General features: G+C 69.8%; 15 protein-coding genes. 7 read left to right on the forward strand and 8 right to left on the reverse strand.

The annotated features are described in order from the left end of the window. The first annotated feature begins 87 nt into the window (after positions 1-87). The 3 genes from YS110_18350 to argB are packed head-to-tail and all read left to right on the forward strand — an operon-like array spanning position 88 to position 2,942. A complete protein-coding gene (locus YS110_18350; GenBank protein UJB66579.1) occupies positions 88-888 on the forward strand; it encodes a glycosyltransferase in 801 nt (266 codons plus the stop codon). Positions 889-900: 12 nt separating this feature from the next. Next, the gene (locus tag YS110_18355) at positions 901-2,004 is read left to right on the forward strand and encodes a glycosyl transferase (GenBank protein UJB66580.1); all 1,104 of its coding nucleotides are present in this window, start codon (positions 901-903) and stop codon (positions 2,002-2,004) included. Between the two features lie 47 nt (positions 2,005-2,051). Continuing rightward, positions 2,052-2,942: an acetylglutamate kinase gene (argB, locus tag YS110_18360; GenBank protein UJB66581.1), complete on the forward strand. Its 891-nt coding sequence runs from the start codon at positions 2,052-2,054 to the stop codon at positions 2,940-2,942. Positions 2,943-3,005: 63 nt separating this feature from the next. Here argB and tgt read toward each other — a convergent pair whose 3' ends face one another. Next, complete coding sequence (gene tgt, locus YS110_18365) at positions 3,006-4,178, reverse strand: tRNA guanosine(34) transglycosylase Tgt (GenBank protein ID UJB66582.1); 1,173 nt, start codon at positions 4,176-4,178, stop codon at positions 3,006-3,008. 65 nt (positions 4,179-4,243) lie between these two features. Here tgt and YS110_18370 point away from each other — a divergent pair, with 65 nt between their 5' ends. Beyond that, positions 4,244-4,711, forward strand: coding sequence for a universal stress protein (locus YS110_18370; protein ID UJB66583.1), 468 nt, complete (start codon positions 4,244-4,246; stop codon positions 4,709-4,711). Between the two features lie 43 nt (positions 4,712-4,754). On the opposite strand, the gene YS110_18375 is transcribed toward YS110_18370, so the two are convergent. From YS110_18375 to YS110_18385, 3 genes are all read right to left on the reverse strand, one after another. Next, positions 4,755-5,141 (reverse strand): hypothetical protein, encoded by a 387-nt coding sequence (locus YS110_18375; protein UJB66584.1) that lies wholly within the window; start codon positions 5,139-5,141, stop codon positions 4,755-4,757. Between the two features lie 226 nt (positions 5,142-5,367). Continuing rightward, entirely contained in the window at positions 5,368-5,820 is a 453-nt protein-coding gene (locus YS110_18380) for a hypothetical protein (GenBank protein UJB66585.1), read from the reverse strand. Then, on the reverse strand, positions 5,817-7,880 hold the full coding sequence (locus YS110_18385) for a UvrD-helicase domain-containing protein (GenBank protein ID UJB66586.1): 2,064 nt from the start codon (positions 7,878-7,880) through the stop codon (positions 5,817-5,819). Before YS110_18385 ends, YS110_18380 begins: the two co-directional genes overlap by 4 nt. Before the next feature lie 115 nt (positions 7,881-7,995). On the opposite strand from YS110_18385, the gene YS110_18390 reads away from it, so the two are divergent. Further along, on the forward strand, positions 7,996-8,955 hold the full coding sequence (locus YS110_18390; GenBank protein ID UJB66587.1) for an AEC family transporter: 960 nt from the start codon (positions 7,996-7,998) through the stop codon (positions 8,953-8,955). 206 nt (positions 8,956-9,161) lie between these two features. Here the strand turns inward: YS110_18390 and YS110_18395 are convergent, their stop codons facing one another. The 3 genes from YS110_18395 to YS110_18405 form a co-directional block, all read right to left on the reverse strand. Next, a complete protein-coding gene (locus YS110_18395) occupies positions 9,162-10,283 on the reverse strand; it encodes an asparaginase (GenBank protein ID UJB66588.1) in 1,122 nt (373 codons plus the stop codon). Between the two features lie 171 nt (positions 10,284-10,454). After that, positions 10,455-12,569, reverse strand: coding sequence for a primosomal protein N' (gene priA, locus YS110_18400; protein UJB66589.1), 2,115 nt, complete (start codon positions 12,567-12,569; stop codon positions 10,455-10,457). A gap of 801 nt (positions 12,570-13,370) precedes the next feature. Continuing rightward, a complete protein-coding gene (locus YS110_18405) occupies positions 13,371-14,483 on the reverse strand; it encodes a uroporphyrinogen decarboxylase (protein ID UJB66590.1) in 1,113 nt (370 codons plus the stop codon). A gap of 100 nt (positions 14,484-14,583) precedes the next feature. Between YS110_18405 and YS110_18410 the strand changes: the two genes are divergently transcribed. Together YS110_18410 and YS110_18415 are read left to right on the forward strand one after the other, a co-directional pair. Then, a complete protein-coding gene (locus tag YS110_18410) occupies positions 14,584-15,906 on the forward strand; it encodes an amidase (protein UJB66591.1) in 1,323 nt (440 codons plus the stop codon). Positions 15,907-16,111: 205 nt separating this feature from the next. After that, positions 16,112-16,300 carry a CsbD family protein gene (locus tag YS110_18415; GenBank protein ID UJB66592.1) on the forward strand — a complete coding sequence of 63 codons (189 nt, stop codon included), beginning with the start codon at positions 16,112-16,114 and terminating at the stop codon, positions 16,298-16,300. A 156-nt stretch (positions 16,301-16,456) separates the two neighbouring features. Here YS110_18415 and YS110_18420 read toward each other — a convergent pair whose 3' ends face one another. Next, positions 16,457-17,779: an O-acetylhomoserine aminocarboxypropyltransferase/cysteine synthase gene (locus tag YS110_18420; protein UJB66593.1), complete on the reverse strand. Its 1,323-nt coding sequence runs from the start codon at positions 17,777-17,779 to the stop codon at positions 16,457-16,459. Positions 17,780-17,845 lie beyond the last annotated feature (66 nt).

Consider the following 17,845-nt stretch of genomic DNA (forward strand, 5'->3'; position numbering starts at 1 on the left):
CAGCTATCAAAGGGGGAGCGTATGGGGTGGCCTGGCGTTCCTTCTGTAACCAGGCGGGCCTGGCGCTTGCCGGACAATCGCACACCCATGCCTCCACTGTCTGCCTCCCCCGCTCCTGCGCCCGCATCCGCCGCGAACCTGGTGGTCTCCATCGTCAGCCATGGCCATGGCGCGCTGGTGCAGGCGCTGTTGCAGGCGCTGGCGCAGCGCTGCGCGGCGTCGGTGGCGCGGGTGGTGCTCACGCTGAACCTGCCCGAGGCGCCTCCGTGCGCGCCCGCCGCGGGCTGGCCGTTCGTGCTGGAGCTGCGCCGCAATGCCCATCCGGCCGGCTTTGGCACCAACCACAACCGGGCTCTGGCGGGGGCGCAGGAGGCCTTCGTGTGCGTGCTTAACCCCGACGTGGCCCTGCACCCCGATGGCGCGGACCCCTTCGCCGCCCTGGTCCAGGCCGCCGGCACGCGCGGTGCGGGCTGCGCCTACCCGCTGCAGGTCGATGCCCAGGGGCGCGTGCAGGACAGCGAGCGCGCCCTGCCCACGCTGATGGCGCTGTGGCAGCGGCGCGTGCGCGGGCGCGGCGAGCAGCGGCTCGACTGGGTCAACGGCGCCTGCCTGGTGCTGCCGCGCCCGGTCTGGGGGACGCTGGGGGGCTTCGACGAGGGCTACCACATGTACTGCGAGGACGTGGACCTGTGCCTGCGCCTGCGTTTGGCCGGCTGGACCCTGGTGGGCGCCGCTGCCGTGGTGGTGCATGCGGGTGACCGCGCCAGCCGCCGTGCCTGGCGGCCCCTGTGGTGGCATGTGTGCAGTCTGCTGCGGCTGTGGACGTCCCCGGTTTTCTGGCGTGCCCGGGGGCTGCCTTCGCTGCAGGCCGCGGCGCGGCCAGAGTAGGATCACGCCCCCATGATTTGGCTTTCCGTCATTGCGTTTCTCACGTCTGCCTTTGCCGCGGGGGGCGTGGTGCGCTGGGCGCACGGCCATGCGGCCGCCTATGGGCACGAAATGCCCCAGCGCTTTCACCTCGGCAACGTGCCGCGCCTGGGCGGCCTGGCCATGCTGGCGGGCATCGTCGCCAGCTGGGGGCTCGGGGGGCTTCTGTCGGCGTTCTGGGGTGATCCGGCTTCGCTGCGCATCGGCGCATGGGCGGGCTGGTGGCTGGTGGCGCTGCTGCCCGCCGCTTTCGGCGGCATGGCCGAGGACGCGACCCAGCGCCTGACCGTGCGCTACCGCCTGCTGCTGACCGGCCTGAGCGGCGCGCTGGCCGTGGTGGTGCTCGACCTGCACGTGCCGCGCCTGGGCGTGCCGTGGCTGGATGCCCTGCTGGTGCTGGCGCCGTGGCTGGGCTGGGCCCTCGCGCTGCTGGCCGTCACGGGCCTGCCCCATGCGTTCAACATCATCGACGGCTACAACGGCCTGGCGGGCATGGTGGCGATCATCGTGTGCCTGGCGCTGGCGCACGTGGCGCTGCAGGTGGGCGATCGCGGCCTGGCGGCGCTGCTGGTGGCCACGGCGGCGGCCACGGGCGGCTTCCTGGTGTGGAACTACCCGCGCGGCCTGCTGTTCGCGGGCGATGGCGGGGCCTACATCTGGGGCGTGGTGATCGCGCTGGCGAGTCTGACCCTGGTGCAGCGCAATCCCGACGTGTCGCCCTGGTTCCCGGTGCTGCTGCTGATCTACCCGCTGTGGGAGACGGCGTTCTCCATCTACCGCAAGCTGGCCCGTGGCGTGTCGCCCGGCGTGGCCGACGCGCTGCATTTCCACCAGCTGATCTACCGCCGCATCGTGCGCAGCGTGTTCCACGAGGACATGTCGCGCCGCATGCTCAAGCGCAACAACCGTACCTCGCCCTACCTGTGGGCGTTCACCATGCTCACGGTGGTGCCTGCGCTGCTGTTCTGGAGCAACACGCCGGTCTTGATGGTGCTGTGCGTGCTGTTCTGCGTGTGCTACGTCTCGGCGTACCTGGCGATCGTGCGCTTCAAGGTGCCCGACTGGGTGCGGCGCTGACTGCTGCACAATCCGGGGGTTCCTGAACCTTTCCGACCGCACTGCACATGACCGACCCGCTCTCCATCGCACCGCGCGACAAGGCCGAGATCCTCGCCCAGGCGCTGCCCTACATCCGCAAGTTCCACGGCAAGACCATGGTCATCAAGTACGGCGGTAACGCCATGACCGACCCGGAACTGCAGCAGGACTTCGCCGAGGACGTGGTCCTGCTCAAGCTGGTGGGCATCAACCCGGTGGTGGTGCACGGCGGCGGGCCGCAGATCGAGACCGCGCTCAAGCGCCTGGGCAAGCAGGGGCACTTCATCCAGGGCATGCGCGTGACCGACGCCGAGACCATGGAGGTGGTCGAGTGGGTGCTGGCCGGCGAGGTGCAGCAGGACATCGTGGGTCTCATCAACCAGGCGGGCGGCAAGGCCGTGGGCCTGACGGGGCGCGACGGCGGGCTGATCCGTGCCCAGAAGCTCAAGCTGCTCGACCACAAGGACCCGAGCATCGCGCACGACGTGGGCCAGGTTGGCGACATCGTGGCCATCGACCCCAGCGTCGTGAAGGCGCTGCAGGACGATGCCTTCATCCCGGTCGTCAGCCCGATCGGCTTTGGCGACGCCAACGAGAGCTACAACATCAACGCCGACGTGGTCGCCAGCAAGCTGGCCACCGTGCTGCAGGCGGAAAAGCTGCTGTTGCTGACCAACATCCCCGGCGTGCTGGACAAGCAGGGGCAACTGCTGCCCGAGCTGACCTCTGCGCAGATCGACGCGCTGATCGCCGACGGCACGATCTCCGGCGGCATGCTGCCCAAGCTGGCGGGCGCTATCGACGCGGCCAAGGCCGGCGTGAAGGCCGTGCACATCGTCGATGGCCGCGTGCCGCATGCGATGCTGCTGGAAATCCTGACCGACCAGGCCTACGGCACGATGATCCACAGCGAATAAGCAGACCCCTGCCGCTGGCACCGCCAAAGCCCCGCGGCCGTGGCCATGGGGCTTTTCTTTTGCCTACACGCCGCGCGCCCGCTCGGTCTTGAAGCGCGCGCGGAACGGCGCGAAGGCGCCCGCATCCAGCGCCTCGCGGATTTCGCGCATCAGGTTCAGGTAGTAGTGCAGGTTGTGGATGGTGGTGAGCATGGGGCCCAGCATCTCGCCGCAGCGGTCCAGGTGGTGCAGGTAGGCGCGCGAGAAGCCGCCGCGCCCGCCGTCGGCCCAGGCCACGCCCTCCTTGCCGGCGCAGGCGTGGCAGGTGCAGGTGGGGTCGAGCGGCTGGTGGTCCTCGCGGTGGCGTGCGTTGCGGATCTTCAGGTCGCCGTGGCGCGTGAAGATGGTGCCGTTGCGTGCGTTGCGCGTGGGCATCACGCAGTCGAACATGTCCACGCCCTGGGCCACGCCTTCCACCAGGTCTTCCGGCGTGCCCACGCCCATCAGGTAGCGCGGCTTGTGGCTGGGCAGGCGGTGCGGCGTGTGCGCCATGATGCGCAGCATCTCGTCCTTGGGCTCGCCCACGCTCACGCCGCCCACGGCGTAGCCGGGGAAGTCCATCTCCACCAGCGCTTCGAGCGACTCCTGGCGCAGGTGTTCGTACATGCCGCCCTGCACGATGCCGAAGAGCGCGTTGGGGTTCTCCAGCCGCTCGAACTCGGCCTTGGAGCGCAGCGCCCAGCGGCGGCTCATTTCCATGGACTGGCGCGCTTCGCGCTCGGTAGTGAGGTGGCCCTTGGTCTCGTAGGGCGTGCACTCATCGAGCTGCATCACGATGTCGGAGTTCAGCACGGTCTGGATCTGCATGCTCACCTCGGGCGACATGAACAGCTTGTCGCCGTTCACGGGCGAGGCGAAGTGCACGCCTTCCTCGGTGATCTTGCGCATCGGCCCCAGGCTCCACACCTGGAAGCCGCCCGAGTCGGTCAGGATGGGCTTGTGCCACTGCTCGAAGCCGTGCAGCCCGCCGAAGCCGCGCATCACGTCCAGGCCCGGGCGCATCCACAGGTGGAAGGTGTTGCCCAGGATGATCTGCGCGCCCATGTCGTGCAGGCTTTGCGGCATCACGCCCTTGACGGTGCCGTAGGTGCCCACGGGCATGAAGATGGGGGTCTCTACCGGGCCGTGGTTGAGCGTGAGGCGGCCCCGGCGCGCGTGGCTGCCGGGGTCGGTCTTGAGCAGGTCGAATTGCAGCATAGGGGGGCGATTTTCCCAGACTGCGTTGGCCTACACTGGTTCCATCTAACCAAGGAGAGAAAACGATGCTCAGAATTCTGGTGGCTGCCGACGGTTCCGAACTGGCGCTGGATGCCGTGCGCCACGCGCTGATGCTGGTGCGCCGCGGCGGCCTGCAGGCCACGCTGGTGCTGGGCCACGTGCAGGAAGAGGCCTCGCTGATCGAGCTGGCCACGCAGGGCGCCGATGCCGTGGCCGTGGCCAGCGTCGAGGCCGGCCAGCACCTGCTGGCCTCGGCCGTGGCGCTGGTGGACGCTGCGGGCGTGCCCTACGAGACGGAAATCGCCCTGGGCCCGGTGGCGGCCACGCTGGCCGACATGGCCGAGCGCTGCGGCTGCGACGCGCTCATCATCGGCGCGCGCGGGCTGGGCGGGCTGCGCGGCGCCTGGCTGGGGTCGGTGTCGCAGGCGCTGGTGCACCAGAGCACGGTGCCGGTGACGGTGGTCAAGCACCCTGAGCCGCAAGAGGTGATCGACGCGGGTGACGACGCCTGATGTGCTATTGAAGGAATAGCTGCCAGCGCTTGCCAGATAAGCGCTAGGCGGCTTTTTTATAGGAAGATTCGTGGCGCTGCAGCTTGCCGTGCGGCAGGCTGGCCAGGCGCTTGAACATGCGGCGGCAGTAGCCCGCGATCCACAGGCATTTGTTCAGCTCGTCCACCGGCAACGGGCCGGAGACGACCACCAGGTCGTTGGCCTCGGCCAGGGCGCCGGCGGCGCGCAGGCGGCGGCGGTGGTGCGCGGCCCACGACTGGATGCGCGTCGGGTTGCCGTGCTGGTGCACCTGGCCGGTGAACAGGTCGAAGGCGATGGCCACGGTATCCGTCTTGAGCTTGAAGCGGCGCTCGCCCGTGACGGTGCTGGGCGCATCGCGCATGTCGTACAGGTAGTAGTTGCCGGCCTTGAGCTGGTATTGCAAATCCATGGATCTTCCTTCGGGCGCTGTTGTCTAGGGACGGGACGCCGCGGGGCTTTCATGTGAAACGGCGGCAAGTGGCTGCAAATCGCCGCTTGTCGTCGTATCTCCTCCCTTCGTATATCCCCGCTTGCAGGAGTGCGTGCATTGTGGCCGCAGCCCCGGGGGGATTCAAGCGCGGAGGGCGGCGCAACCGTAACGGGTTGTGACCTGGCTCAAGGCATTGTCAGCCGCATCACCAGCCGCTTTGCTTGCGCAGCACGAACGGCACGGGCGCGGGCACCGGCCCGCTGGCGCCCGGGGCGGCCTCGGGGCTCCAGGTGCCGCGGATTTCCTTGCCGCAGCGGCCCTCGGCGACCTCGCCCAGCCAGGTGGCGCTGATGCGCTTGCCGTCCTCCGACTCCTCCAGCGTGAGCTGGCCGTCGTCCACGTCGCCCACGACCTGCACCGTCTGGCCGCCGCGCTGCAGGGTGCCGCGCACGCTCTCGCGCAGCTCCGGGTGCGGCCCCAGGCGCAGCGCCACGGCCTGGCCGCCAAGTTCGGCCTGCCACTGGCCCAGCAGATGGCGCTGCTGCATGTCCGTGGCGGCAGGGCAGGGGGCTTGCTCTGGTTGCGAGGTTTTTTGCGCCCAAACGCCCGTGGAGAAAGCGCTGGCAGCTATTAAAAGAAGAGTGGCAATGCGGGTCATGGCGTGCGGTTGTCGGCCTGGGCCTTGCGTGCGGCGAATTCGGCGCGCAGGGCCTTGAGTTTCTCGCGCGGGTCTTCGCGCGCGGTGCGGGCGTCGAGCTTCATTTCGGCGATGAAGCGGCTGGGCTGGCAGGCCACCATCTCGCGGCCCTTCTTGCGCTTCTTCGTCCAGCTCACCACCAGGGTGCGCTGGGCGCGGGTGATGCCCACGTACATCAGGCGGCGCTCTTCCTGCAGGCGCGCCGCCGTGTCGTTGCTGACCTTTTCCTGGCGGCCTTCGTCGTCGTCGAGCTTGAAGGGCAGCATGCCCTCGGTCACGCCCACCAGGACCACGTGCGGCCACTCCAGCCCCTTGCTGGCGTGCAGGGTGGAGAGCACCACCATGTCCTGCTCCTGCTCGCGTTCCGAGATGGTGGAGAGCAGCGCGATGGTCTGCGCGACTTCGAGCAGGCTCTTGGTCTCGCTTTGCACGCTGCTGCCTTCCTCGGCCTGGCCGCCCGCGCGCTGGGCCATCCAGTCGCAGAATTCGAGCACGTTGCTCCAGCGCGCGGCGGCCACTTTCTCGCTGTCCTCGCTGTCGTACAGGTGCTGCTCGTAGCCCAGCTCCTTCAGCCAGTCGGCCAGGAAGGCGCGCGCCGCCTCGGCGCCGTGGGCGTGGCGCGCGCGGTACTCCAGCTCGTTGACGGTGCGGCCGAACTCCATCAGCCCCTCCAGTCCGCGCCGGGGGATGACGGCCGGCAGCATGGCGTTGAACAGCGCGCCGAACATGCTCTGCTTGTGCTGCGTGGCGAACTCGCCCAAAGCGCCGAGCGTGGTGTGGCCGACGCCGCGGCGCGGGCTGGTGATGGCGCGCAGGAAGGCCGGGTCGTCGTCGCTGTTGATCCACAGGCGGAACCAGGCGCACAGGTCCTTGATCTCGGCGCGGTCGAAAAAGCTGGTGCCGCCGGAGACCTTGTAGGGGATGTTGGCGCGGCGCAGCGCCTTCTCGAACGGCTTGGCCTGGTGGTTGGCGCGGTAGAGCACGGCGAAGTCCTTCCACCCCGGCGGCGGGTTGGCGGCGGCGCGCAGGCTCTGGATGCGCGCCACGGCGCGCTCGGCCTCGTGCTCCTCGTTGTCGCAGTCCTGCACGCGCACCGGCTCGCCCTCGCCCAGTTCGCTGAACAAGGTCTTGGGATACAGCTTGGGGTTGGGCTGGATGACGTTGTTGGCCGCGCGCAGGATGGCGCTGGTGGAGCGGTAGTTCTGCTCCAGCTTGATCACCTTGAGCTGCGGGAAGTCCTGCGGCAGCTTCTTCAGGTTGTCCAGCGTGGCGCCGCGCCAGCCGTAGATGCTCTGGTCGTCGTCGCCCACGGCGGTGAAGCGCGCGCGCTCGCCCACCAGGAACTTCAGCAGCTCGTACTGCGTGGCGTTGGTGTCCTGGTATTCATCGACCAGCACGTGGCCCAGGATGCGCTGCCACTTCTCGCGCACCTCGGGGTGGTGGCGCAGCAGGCGCATGGGCATGCCGATCAGGTCGTCGAAGTCCACGCTCTGGTAGGCGGCGAGGCGCTCCTCGTAGCGCTGCATGATGAGGGCGATGCTGCGCTCGTGGTCGTCCTGCGCCATGGCCAGGGCCTTGCGCGCGTCCCAGCCCTGGTTCTTCCAGGCGCTGATGGTCCATTGCCACTGGCGCGCGGTGGCCAGGTCGGTGGTGCCGCCCGCGCAGTCCTTGAGGATGCCGCCCACGTCGTCCGCGTCGAGGATGCTGAACGAGGGCTTGAGGCCGAGCACGTGCCCGTCCTCGCGCACCATGCGCACGCCCAAGGCGTGGAAGGTGCACACCAGCACGTCCTTGGCCTGCCTGCCGATGAGGCCGCTGGCGCGCTCGCGCATCTCGGCCGCGGCCTTGTTGGTGAAGGTGATGGCGGCGATGCGCCGGGGCTGCAGCCCGGTCTCGATGAGCCGCGCGATCTTGTGCGTGATGACGCGCGTCTTGCCCGAGCCCGCGCCCGCGAGCACCAGGCACGGGCCTTCGGTGTAGTGCACTGCCTGGAGCTGGGCGAGGTTGAGACCGGCGGACATGAAGGGAAAGGGGACGGAGCGGGGGGCGCAAAAGCGGAGCGCGCATGATAGCGGCGGAAAAAATTTCACGGGCCTGGGCCCCCGGCCGCCCTGCGCGCAGGGCGAGAATGCGCCGGTGCTGTCCGTCCTGCAAATCACCTTTCCGTTCTTCGCCCTGGTGCTGTGCGGCTACCTGGCCACGCGTACCGGCGTGCTGCCGGTGCCGGCCATCGGCGGGCTGAACACCTTCGTGCTGTACTTCGCGCTGCCGTGCATGCTGTACCGCTTCGGCGCGGGCACGCCGATCGCGCAGCTGCTCGACCCGGTGGTCGGCGGCGTCTACCTGCTGTGCGCGCTGCTGGTGGTGGGCACGACCATCGCCGCCACGCGGCGCGGGCGCATCGGCTGGAATGACGCGGCCTTCGGCGCGCTGGTCACGGCGTTTCCCAACTCGGGCTTCATGGGCGTGCCGCTGCTGGTGGCGCTGCTGGGCCAGGCCAGCGCGGGGCCGGTCATCGTCACCATGGCGCTGGACATGTGCGTCACCACCTCGCTGTGCATCGCGCTGTCGCGGCTCGATGGCGCGGGTGCGCACGGCGCGGCGGTGGCGCTGCGCAACGCCCTGCGCGGCATGGCCGTGAACCCCATGCCCTGGGCCATCTTCCTGGGCGCGCTGGCCTCGGCGCTGCAGTGGCGCCTGCCCGCGCCGGTGGACCAGACCCTGGCCATGCTGGCCGGCGCGGCCTCGCCGGTGGCCCTGTTCACGCTCGGCGCGGTGCTGGCGCGCTCGCAGACGAACCTGCACGAGCAGGTGCCCTGGCGCCAGTACGTGCCGCTGGCGCTGGCCAAGCTGGTGGCGCACCCGTTGCTGGTGTGGGGCGTGGGCCGGGCCGCCATCGCCCTGGGGGCGCCGCTGTCGGACTTCACCCTGACCGCGCTGGTGCTGGTGGCGGCGCTGCCCAGCGCCAGCAACGTGGTGCTGCTGGTCGAGCGCTTTGGCGCCCACGGCGGGCGCGTGGCGCGCATCATCCTGGTGTCTACCGCGCTGGCGTTCGGCAGCTTCTCCGCCGCCGTGGCGCTATTGGTTCAAAAATGAGAGCGCCTGGCGCAGGACCAGATTGGACCAGAGCCCGATTGGGCTAAAAAAACTGCGCCTGAAGCGCAGCCTGTGCAACGGGCGCGGCCCAACCCAGCAGACACCAAGCAAGGGCCGCCCCGCAGCGAGGGTGTCGTCCCCCCTCCCGCCACGCGCAGCGTGGCGAGAGAGGGGGGAAGCGGCGCAGCCGCTCAGGGGGGGAGTCCTCAATACTCCCAGAACATGCGCTGCAGTTCCTGCGTGCTGGCGCCCTTGGCCAGGGCCAGCATGGTCAGGATGCGGGCCTTTTCCGGGCGCATGTCGTGGGCCACGACCCAGTCGTACTTGTCGTCGGGCTGCTCGGCATTGCGCAGCACGAAGCCGTAGGGCACGCGGGCCGAGCGCACCACCACCACGCCCTTGGCGCGCGCGTCCTGCAGCGGCTTGACCATGCGGTCGGCCACCGAGCCGTTGCCCGTGCCGGCGTGGATGATGGCCTTGGCGCCGCTGGCCACCAGGGCGTTCACGGCCGTGGGCTGCACGTTGCCGTAGGCGTAGACGATGTCCACCTGGGGCAGCGCGGTGATGTTGTCGATGTTGAACTCCGACTGCAGCGTGTGGCGCTTCACCGGGGCGCGGAACCAGTAGTTCCGGCCTTCCACCACCATGCCCAGCGGGCCCCACTGGCTCTTGAAGGCGCTGGTCTGGATGTTGATGTCCTTGTTCACGTCGCGCGCGGTGTTGATCTCGTCGTTCATGGTGACGAACACGCCCTTGCCCTTGGCGTCCTTCGAGGCGGCCACGCTCACGGCGTTGACCAGGTTCAGCGCGCCGTCGGCCGACAGGGCGGTGCCTGGGCGCATGGAGCCGACCACGGCGATGGGCTTGTCGGTATGCACCGTCAGGCTCAGGAAGTAGGCGGTCTCGGCCAGCGTGTCGGTGCCGTGGGTGATGACGATGCCGTCCACGTCGCTCTGCTTGGCCAGCTGCGACACGCGCTGGGCCAGCTTCAGCAGGTGCTCGTTGGTGAAGCTCTCGGAGGCGATCTGGAACACCTGCTCGCCCGACACCTTGGCGATGTTGCCCAGCTCGGGCAGGCCGGCCAGCAGCTTGTCCACCGGCACCTTGGCGGCCGAGTAGGTGGCGCTGTTCATGGCCGAGGCGCCGGCGCCGGCGATGGTGCCGCCGGTGGCCAGCACCACGACGTGGGGCTTGGCGGCGGCCTGGGCGGCGGCGCTGGCGGCGGCCGGGCTGGCATCTTGCGCCAGGCTCAGTGCGGGGGCGCCGGCGATACCGGCGAGGACGATGGCGGCTGCCACCAGGGATTTGCGCAAGGGCTGGAAGGTCATGTGTGGATTCCCATCAAAAAAACGGCCTTGTGGACCGTGGGCAGGCACGATGCCCGAAAAGAAACCGCTTGGCATTGGTGAAAACACCGGCGGGTCATGCATTTCATGCATCACGGGTGACGCAAGGAGCATGCCCGCGGCGCGGCGCCCGGGCTGGCGCCTCGCGGCCGGTCAGATCGCCTGGGGATCGACGTCCACCAGCCAGCGCACCAGGCCCTTGTGCTGTGCACGCCCGGCGTGCAGCAGCGGCTGCCAGGCGGCCAGGAAGCGCTGCAGCGCGGTGCGGCTGGTGCTCTCCAGCAGCATCTGCGCGCGCTCCACGTTGGCCACGCGCTGCACCGCCAGCGGCACGGGCGGGAAGATGAACACCTGTTCCAGCCCCGGCAACTGCGCAGCGCGGGCGGCATCGCCGGCGGCCTGCAGGAAGGCCTGGGCCGTCTCCTGCGTGCGCGCGTCGGCGCGCACCAGGGCCTGGAAGGCGAAGGGCGGCATGCCGGCCTGCGCGCGTTCGCCGAGCTGCTGCGCCGCGAAGGCCGGGTAGTCGTGGCGGCGCAGCGCGGCGAACAGCGCGTGCTCGGGGTGCCAGGTCTGCACCCACATCTCGGGCGCATGGCCTTGCGCGGCCATGTAGCGCGCGTCGCGCCCGGCGCGGCCGGCCGCCTGCATCAGCAGCGCGAACAGGCGCTCGGGCGCGCGGAAGTCGCTGCTGAACAGCGCGCCGTCGGGCTGCACCGCCGCCACCAGCGTGATGCGGCGGAAGTCGTGGCCCTTGGCCACCATCTGCGTGCCCACCAGCACGTCCACCTCGCCCGCGTGCACCTGGGCCAGCTGTTCCTCCAGCGCGCCCTTGGCGCGCGTGGTGTCGGCGTCGATGCGCGCCACGCGCGCGGCGCGCCCGGCGGGGGTGATGACGTTGCGCAGCAGCGCGGCCAGTTGCTCCTCCAGCTGCTCGGTGCCGCGCCCCACGGGGGCGATGTCGAGGTTGCCGCAGCCCGGGCAGGCGCGCGGCACGCGCTGCGCGAAGCCGCAGTGGTGGCAGCGCAGGCTGCGGTCGGCCTTGTGGAACACCTGGTGCGCGCTGCAGTGCGGGCAGTCGCTCTTCCAGCCGCAGGCGTGGCAGTGCAGCACCGGGGCGAAGCCGCGCCGGTTCAGCAGCACCAGGCACTGCTCGCCGCGCTCCACGCGCTCGGTCATGGCGGCCAGCAGCGGCGGCGAAAACACGGCGCCGCGTGGCTGCTGCGCCATGTCCACCAGGCGCAGGCGCGGCAGCGCGCCCGCGCCGATGCGGCTGGGCATGTGCAGGCGCAGGTAGCGCCCGCCCTGCGGGTCTTCGGGCGTGGGCGGGCGGCTGGCGTGCCAGCTCTCCAGCGAGGGCGTGGCGCTGCCCAGGATGACCTTGGCGCCCTGCTCGCGCCCGCGCCACAGCGCCAGGTCGCGCGCCGAGTAGCGCGCGCCTTCCTGCTGCTTGTAGCTGGCGTCGTGCTCCTCGTCCACCACGACCAGCGCCAGCCCCGGCAGGCTGGCGAACACCGCCATGCGCGTGCCCAGCACGATGCGCGCGCGCCCGGCGTGCGCGGCCAGCCAGCTCGCCAGGCGCTGCGGATTCGTCATGCCGCTGTGCAGGCTGACCACGCTGCCCGCGCCGTACAGCGGCGCGAAGCGGGCGCGAAAGCGCGCTTCGAGCTGCGGCGTGAGGTTGATCTCGGGCACCATCACCAGCGCCTGGGCCGCCGGGTCGCGCGCCAGCGCGGCCTGCACGCTGTGCAGGTACACCTCGGTCTTGCCGCTGCCGGTGCTGCCGTACAGCAGGAAGGGCCCGGGTTGCGACTCGATCTGGGCGCAAACGCTTTGCTGTTCAGCGCTGAGTGCTATGGTTTCGGTAGCTCCCAGGGCGTCCGGCGCGTCCTGCGCGGGCGCGGCCGGGCGGCGCAGGCGGCGCGCGAGCTGCTCGGGGCCGAGTTCGCGCAATTGCGGCGGCAGCGCGGCCAGCGCCACCTCGCCCAGGCCGCGCTGGTAGTAGCGCGCGGCGAAGGCCACCAGGCGGCGCCAGGCGGCATCCAGCGGCGCCAGCCCGGCGAGCACGCCGGCCACGGGGCGCAGCTGCGCCGTGGCGGGGGGGGCCTCGCCGGCGGAGGCATCCCACACCACGCCCAGCACCTCGCGCTGGCCAAGGGGCACGCGCACCAGCGTGCCGGGCGCCAGCGCCTCGGCGTGCCGGTAGCTCAGCAGGTCGCCCACGCCGCTGTGCGCGGGGGTCTGGACGGCCACTTGCAGGATGCAGGTCATTTAGCGGAACTTGTTCACACGGTTTGGCGGATGCGGGGCTAAGTGCTTGATGTGCCAGGGTTTGCGCGATCATCCACGGTTTCTGTGGATAACTTTGTGGGCATCCTGTAGCCACCCCGGCCCAGGCCGCATGGAGACTGGGCCCGCACGGATTGCCCGCAAATTGGGCAAAACGAAAAATCCTTATGAATCAACGCTCTTTGCCTTCGCGGGCGAGGGCGCCGGGGTGGATGCCATGGGCCGGAAGGCGGTGTCTCTTGCTATGGTTTTTGTGCATAAGTACGTCCTTGCGGCGCCGGATAACCAAAGATAGGGCGGTTTTGTGCTAGGGTTTTTACCTAGAAAGTCCCCCGCGTCCTTCAATTCCAAACGCAAGTGCTTGATTTTTCGGGGGTTTCCCCAGGTATCCCGAGAAACTGTGGATAACTTTGTTGACATCCCCGGGGAACCGCCCCCAAAGCCTTGAAAAATGGGGCTTTCGCTGGATTGCCCGGAAAATGGGCAAAACCAGCAATCCATTGAAAATCAAGCACTTACGCGAACCGTGCAACGGCTGGCCGGTGCGTTGCCGGGGCGGGCCCTGGCTTGTAACGCCGGGGCTGCGCGGTGCATAAGTGCCCGCTCACCTCGCTAGCGTGGTGCTCGACGCTTGATGGAACAAATAAAACCGATGGATTCGTCGTCTTGGCTAGGCGCAAACCGCAGCGATAGCCGTAGCTATCGCGAGGATTTGCAACGACGCCAGGGCGGCGAAGACGCGGTTTTATGTTCCAGATAGCGTCGAACACCACACTCGGCGCGTCAACCCTGGCGCAGCGCGCGCGAGTGGCTGTGCACCGCCTCCACCAGCGCCGCCACGTGCTCGGGCGGGGTGTACTGGCTGATGCCGTGGCCCAGGTTGAAGATGTGCGTCGGGCCGGTGGTGGCCGTGTCGGTGTGGGGCTTGCCGAAGCTGTCGAGCACGGCGCGCGCCTGCGCCGCCACGGCCTCGGGCGGGGCGAACAGCACGTTCGGGTCGATGTTGCCCTGCAGCGCCTTGCCCGGGCCGCCGGCCTGGCCGCCGACGATGGCGCGCGCCTTGGCCAGGTTGGCCGTCCAGTCCAGGCCCAGCACCTCGCAGTCGATGTCCTTCATGTCGTCGAGCCAGATGCCGCCGCCCTTGGTGAAGACGATGCGCGGCACGTCCTCACCATCCGCGCCCGTGCGCTTGAGCCGCGTCAGCACGCGGCGGGTGTATTCGAGGCTGAACGCCTGGAAGCACCCGTCGGCCAGCACGCCGCCCCAGCTGTCGAACACCATCACGGCCTGGGCGCCCGCGTCGATCTGCGCATTCAGGTAGGCGGCCACGGCGTCGGCGTTCACGGCCAGGATGCGGTGCATCAGGTCCGGGCGGCTGTACATCAGGCTCTTGACCAGGCGGTAGTCGTCGCTGCCCTTGCCCTCGACCATGTAGCAGGCCAGCGTCCAGGGGCTGCCCGAGAAGCCGATCAGCGGCACGCGCCCGTTCAGCGCGCGGCGGATGCTGGTGACGGCATCGAATACGTAGCGCAGCTTGTCCAGGTCGGGCGCGGCAAGCCGGGCCACGTCGGCCTCGGTGCGCACCGACTGGGCGAAGCGCGGGCCCTCGCCCTCGGCGAAGCTCAGCCCCAGGCCCATCGCGTCGGGCACGGTGAGGATGTCGCTGAACAGGATGGCCGCGTCGAGCGGGAAGCGGGCCAAAGGCTGCAGCGTGACCTCTGTGGCGTAGTCCACGTTCGTCGCCAGGCCCATGAAGCTGCCGGCCTTGGCGCGCGTGGCCTTGTACTCGGGCAGGTAGCGCCCCGCCTGGCGCATGAGCCACAAGGGGGTGTAGTCGGTGGCCTGGCGGCGGCAGGCGCGCAGGAAGGTGTCGTTGAGAAGTGGGGGGAATTGCATGGCCCCGATTGTCTCGCACCAGAAAGAAGGCCCTGGCGGAAGGCCCCGGCGCGGCATGGTAGCTTCGCGGGGCATCTGAGCTTCTGACCGGAGAACCGCCATGCAACCCACTTCCCTGCAGCGCACCGAGAACGCCCTGGCCGCCATCGCGGCGGCGGGCGACGAAGGCCGGCGCATCTTCACCCGCGTGTACACCCAGGCCGCGCTGGCCGCCGCGCGCGCGGCCGATGCGCGCGCCGCCAGCGGCACCCCGCTCGGCCCGTTCGACGGCCGCGTGGTGTCGGTGAAAGACCTGTTCGACGTGGCGGGCGAGCCCACCACGGCCGGCTCCGCCGTGCTGCGCGGCGCGCCACCGGCCGCGTGCGACGCCGTGGCCGTGCAGCGCCTGCGCGCCGCCGGGGCGGTGGTCGTGGGCAAGACCAACATGACCGAGTTCGCCTTTTCGGGCATCGGCCTCAATCCGCACTACGGCACGCCGGGCAACGCGGCGGACGCGGCGCGCATTCCCGGCGGCTCCTCCTCGGGCGCGGGCGTGGCGGTGGCGCGCGGGCTGTGCGAGATCGCCATCGGCTCCGACACCGGCGGCTCGGTGCGCATTCCCGCCGCGTTCAACGGCGTGACCGGCTTCAAGCCCACGCAGCAGCGCGTGCCGCGCGACGGCGCCTACCCCCTGTCCTTCACTCTCGACACCGTGGGGCCGCTGGCGCGCAGCGTGCTGGACTGCGCCCAGGCCGACGCCGTGCTCAGCGGCCAGCGCTGGCAGGCATTGCCCGCGCGCCAGTTGCGCGGCCTGCGCGTGGGCGTGCCGCGCGGCCTGCTGCTGACGCATACCGAGCCCGCCGTGCAGGCGGCCTTCGAGCAGGTGCTGCAGGCCCTGTCGCGCGCCGGCGCCCGCGTGGACGACCTGGCGCTGGACGAATGGCTGGGTGCGCCCTTCGCGCTGCAGGAAAACGGCACGCTGACCGCCGCCGAGGCCGCGCACATCCACGCGCGCACGCTGGCCACGCAGCCCGGCGCGCTCGATCCGCTGGTGCTGGCGCGCATCCGCCGGGGCGAGACCATCACCGCCGCGCACTACGTGGGCGTGCAGCAGGCACGCCAGCGCCTGCTGGCCGCGCTGGATGCGCGGCTGGCCGGCCTCGACGTGCTGGTGCTGCCCACCGTGGCCTTCATGGCGCCGCGCATCGACACCCTGGCGGGCGACGCCGAGGCCTTCAACCGGGCCAACCTGCTGGCGCTGCGCAATACCTCGGTGTTCAACTTCTACGACCTGCCCGCGCTGTCGCTGCCCATCACGCAGTCCGCTGCGCCGCTGCCCGTGGGCCTGATGGTGGCCGGCCAGCGCAGCGGCGACCGCGCCCTGCTGGGCGTGGGCCAGTGCCTGCAGACCCAGCTGGAGCTGCTGCGCGAGCGCCGCACCTGATGCAGGAATTTCAACGGTTTTTGGCCTCCAGCCCTTGGTGGACAAGCGCTGGAAGCTATGGAAGAAGGAGCAAAGTCACACGCCGGCTCTTGACCCATGTCAGCTTGTGCCTACATGCAGCGGCGACCTGTGCCGACTGCGCGGCGCTGCGCGGCCCGGGATACTGGGGCTTCCTCGTAACCATTCAAGCGCAAGGAGCTACCGTATGAACAAGCATCAAGTGACCGGCCGCGTCGAAGAAGCCAAGGGCGCCGTCAAGGAAGTGGTGGGCAAGGTGGTTGGCAACCCGAAGCTGGAGGCCGAAGGCATCGTCCAGAAGAACGCCGGCAAGGTCGAGGCCAAGGCCGGCGACCTAGCCGCCAAGGTCGAGGACGCGGTCAAGCGCTCCAAGTAATTCCAGTTCCAGATCAATCGATTACTTTGTCGGCTTCGCTTGCCGTGCGTCAGCACTGTCTGCGCTTCGCCTTCGCGTACTCGATCGATCTGGAAATGGAATAAGCGGGCCTGCCCCGCGCCCCGGCAACGCCACCTGCGGGTGGCGTTGCCGCTTTCAGCACTGGGAACGCGCCAGCGCCTGGTCGATGTCCCAGAGGATGTCGGCCACGTCCTCGATGCCCACGCTCAGGCGCACCATGTCGGCGCGCACGCCGGCGCGCTCCAGTTCTTCTTCGCTCAACTGGCGGTGCGTGGTCGAGGCGGGGTGGATCACCAGCGTCTTGGCGTCGCCGATGTTGGCCAGGTGGCTGGCGAACTCGCAGGCGTCGATGAACTTCTCGCCCGCTGCGGCCCCGCCCTTGACGCCAAACGTCAGGATGCCCGACGCGCCCGGCTGCCCGTCCACCGCGCGGAACTGCTTCTGCGCCAGCGCGTGGTACGGCGAATCCGGCAGGCCGGGGTAGTTGACCCACGCCACCAGCGGGTGCTGCTGCAGGAAGCGGGCCACCGCCAGCGCGTTGCGGCAGTGCTCGCGCATGCGCAGGTGCAGCGTCTCGGCGCCCTGCAGCAGCTGCCACGCGTTCAGGGGCGAGAGCACGCCGCCGAAGGTGCGGTTGACCTCCATGCGCGCCTTCATGGTGTAGCCGAAGTCGCCGAAGGTCTCGTAGAACTTCACGCCGTGGTAGGCGCGGCTGGGCTCCACCATCTCGGGGAATTTGCCGTTGTCCCACGGGAACCTGCCGCCTTCCACCACCACGCCGCCCATGGTGGTGCCGTGGCCGCCGATGTACTTGGTGGCGCTGTGCACCACGATGTCGGCGCCCAGATCCAGCGGGTTGCACAGGTAGGGGCTGGCCACGGTGTTGTCGATCACCAGCGGCACGCCGTGGGCGTGGGCCACATCGGCTATTGAACCGATGTCGAGCACGTTGACCAGCGGGTTGCCAATGGTCTCGCCATACACGGCGCGCGTGTTCGGGCGCATGGCGCGCGCGAAGTTCTCGGGGTCGGCGGGGTCCACGAAGGTGGTCTCGATCCCCAGGCGCGCAAAGCCCACGCCCAGTTGCCCCACCGTGCCGCCGTACAGCGTGCTGGCCGCCACGATGTGGTCGCCGGCCTTCAGGATGGCCAGCAGCGCCGCCATCTGCGCCGCCATGCCGCTGGCGCAGGCCAGCGCGGCGCGGCCGTTCTCCAGGCTGGCGATGCGCTCCTCCAGCACCGCCACCGTGGGGTTGCTGATGCGGCTGTAGACGTTGCCGAAGGTCTGCAGGTTGAACAGGCTGCTGGCGTGCTCGGCGTCGTCGAAGACGAAGCTCGTCGTCTGGTGGATGGGCGTGGCGCGCGCGCCGGTCACGGGGTCGGGGCGGGCACCGGCATGGATGGCGCGGGTGCCGAAGCCGAAGGCGCGCTCGGCGCCGGAAGATGCGTTGTCTGCCATGGTGTGATGCAAAAAAGGCCTCCAGCGCTTATGGGACAAGCGCTGGCAGCTATTGATTCAGGAGTG

Origin of the sequence: Acidovorax sp. YS12 (assembly GCA_021496925.1) — a bacterium.
Classification (GTDB): Bacteria; Pseudomonadota; Gammaproteobacteria; order Burkholderiales; family Burkholderiaceae_C; genus Paenacidovorax.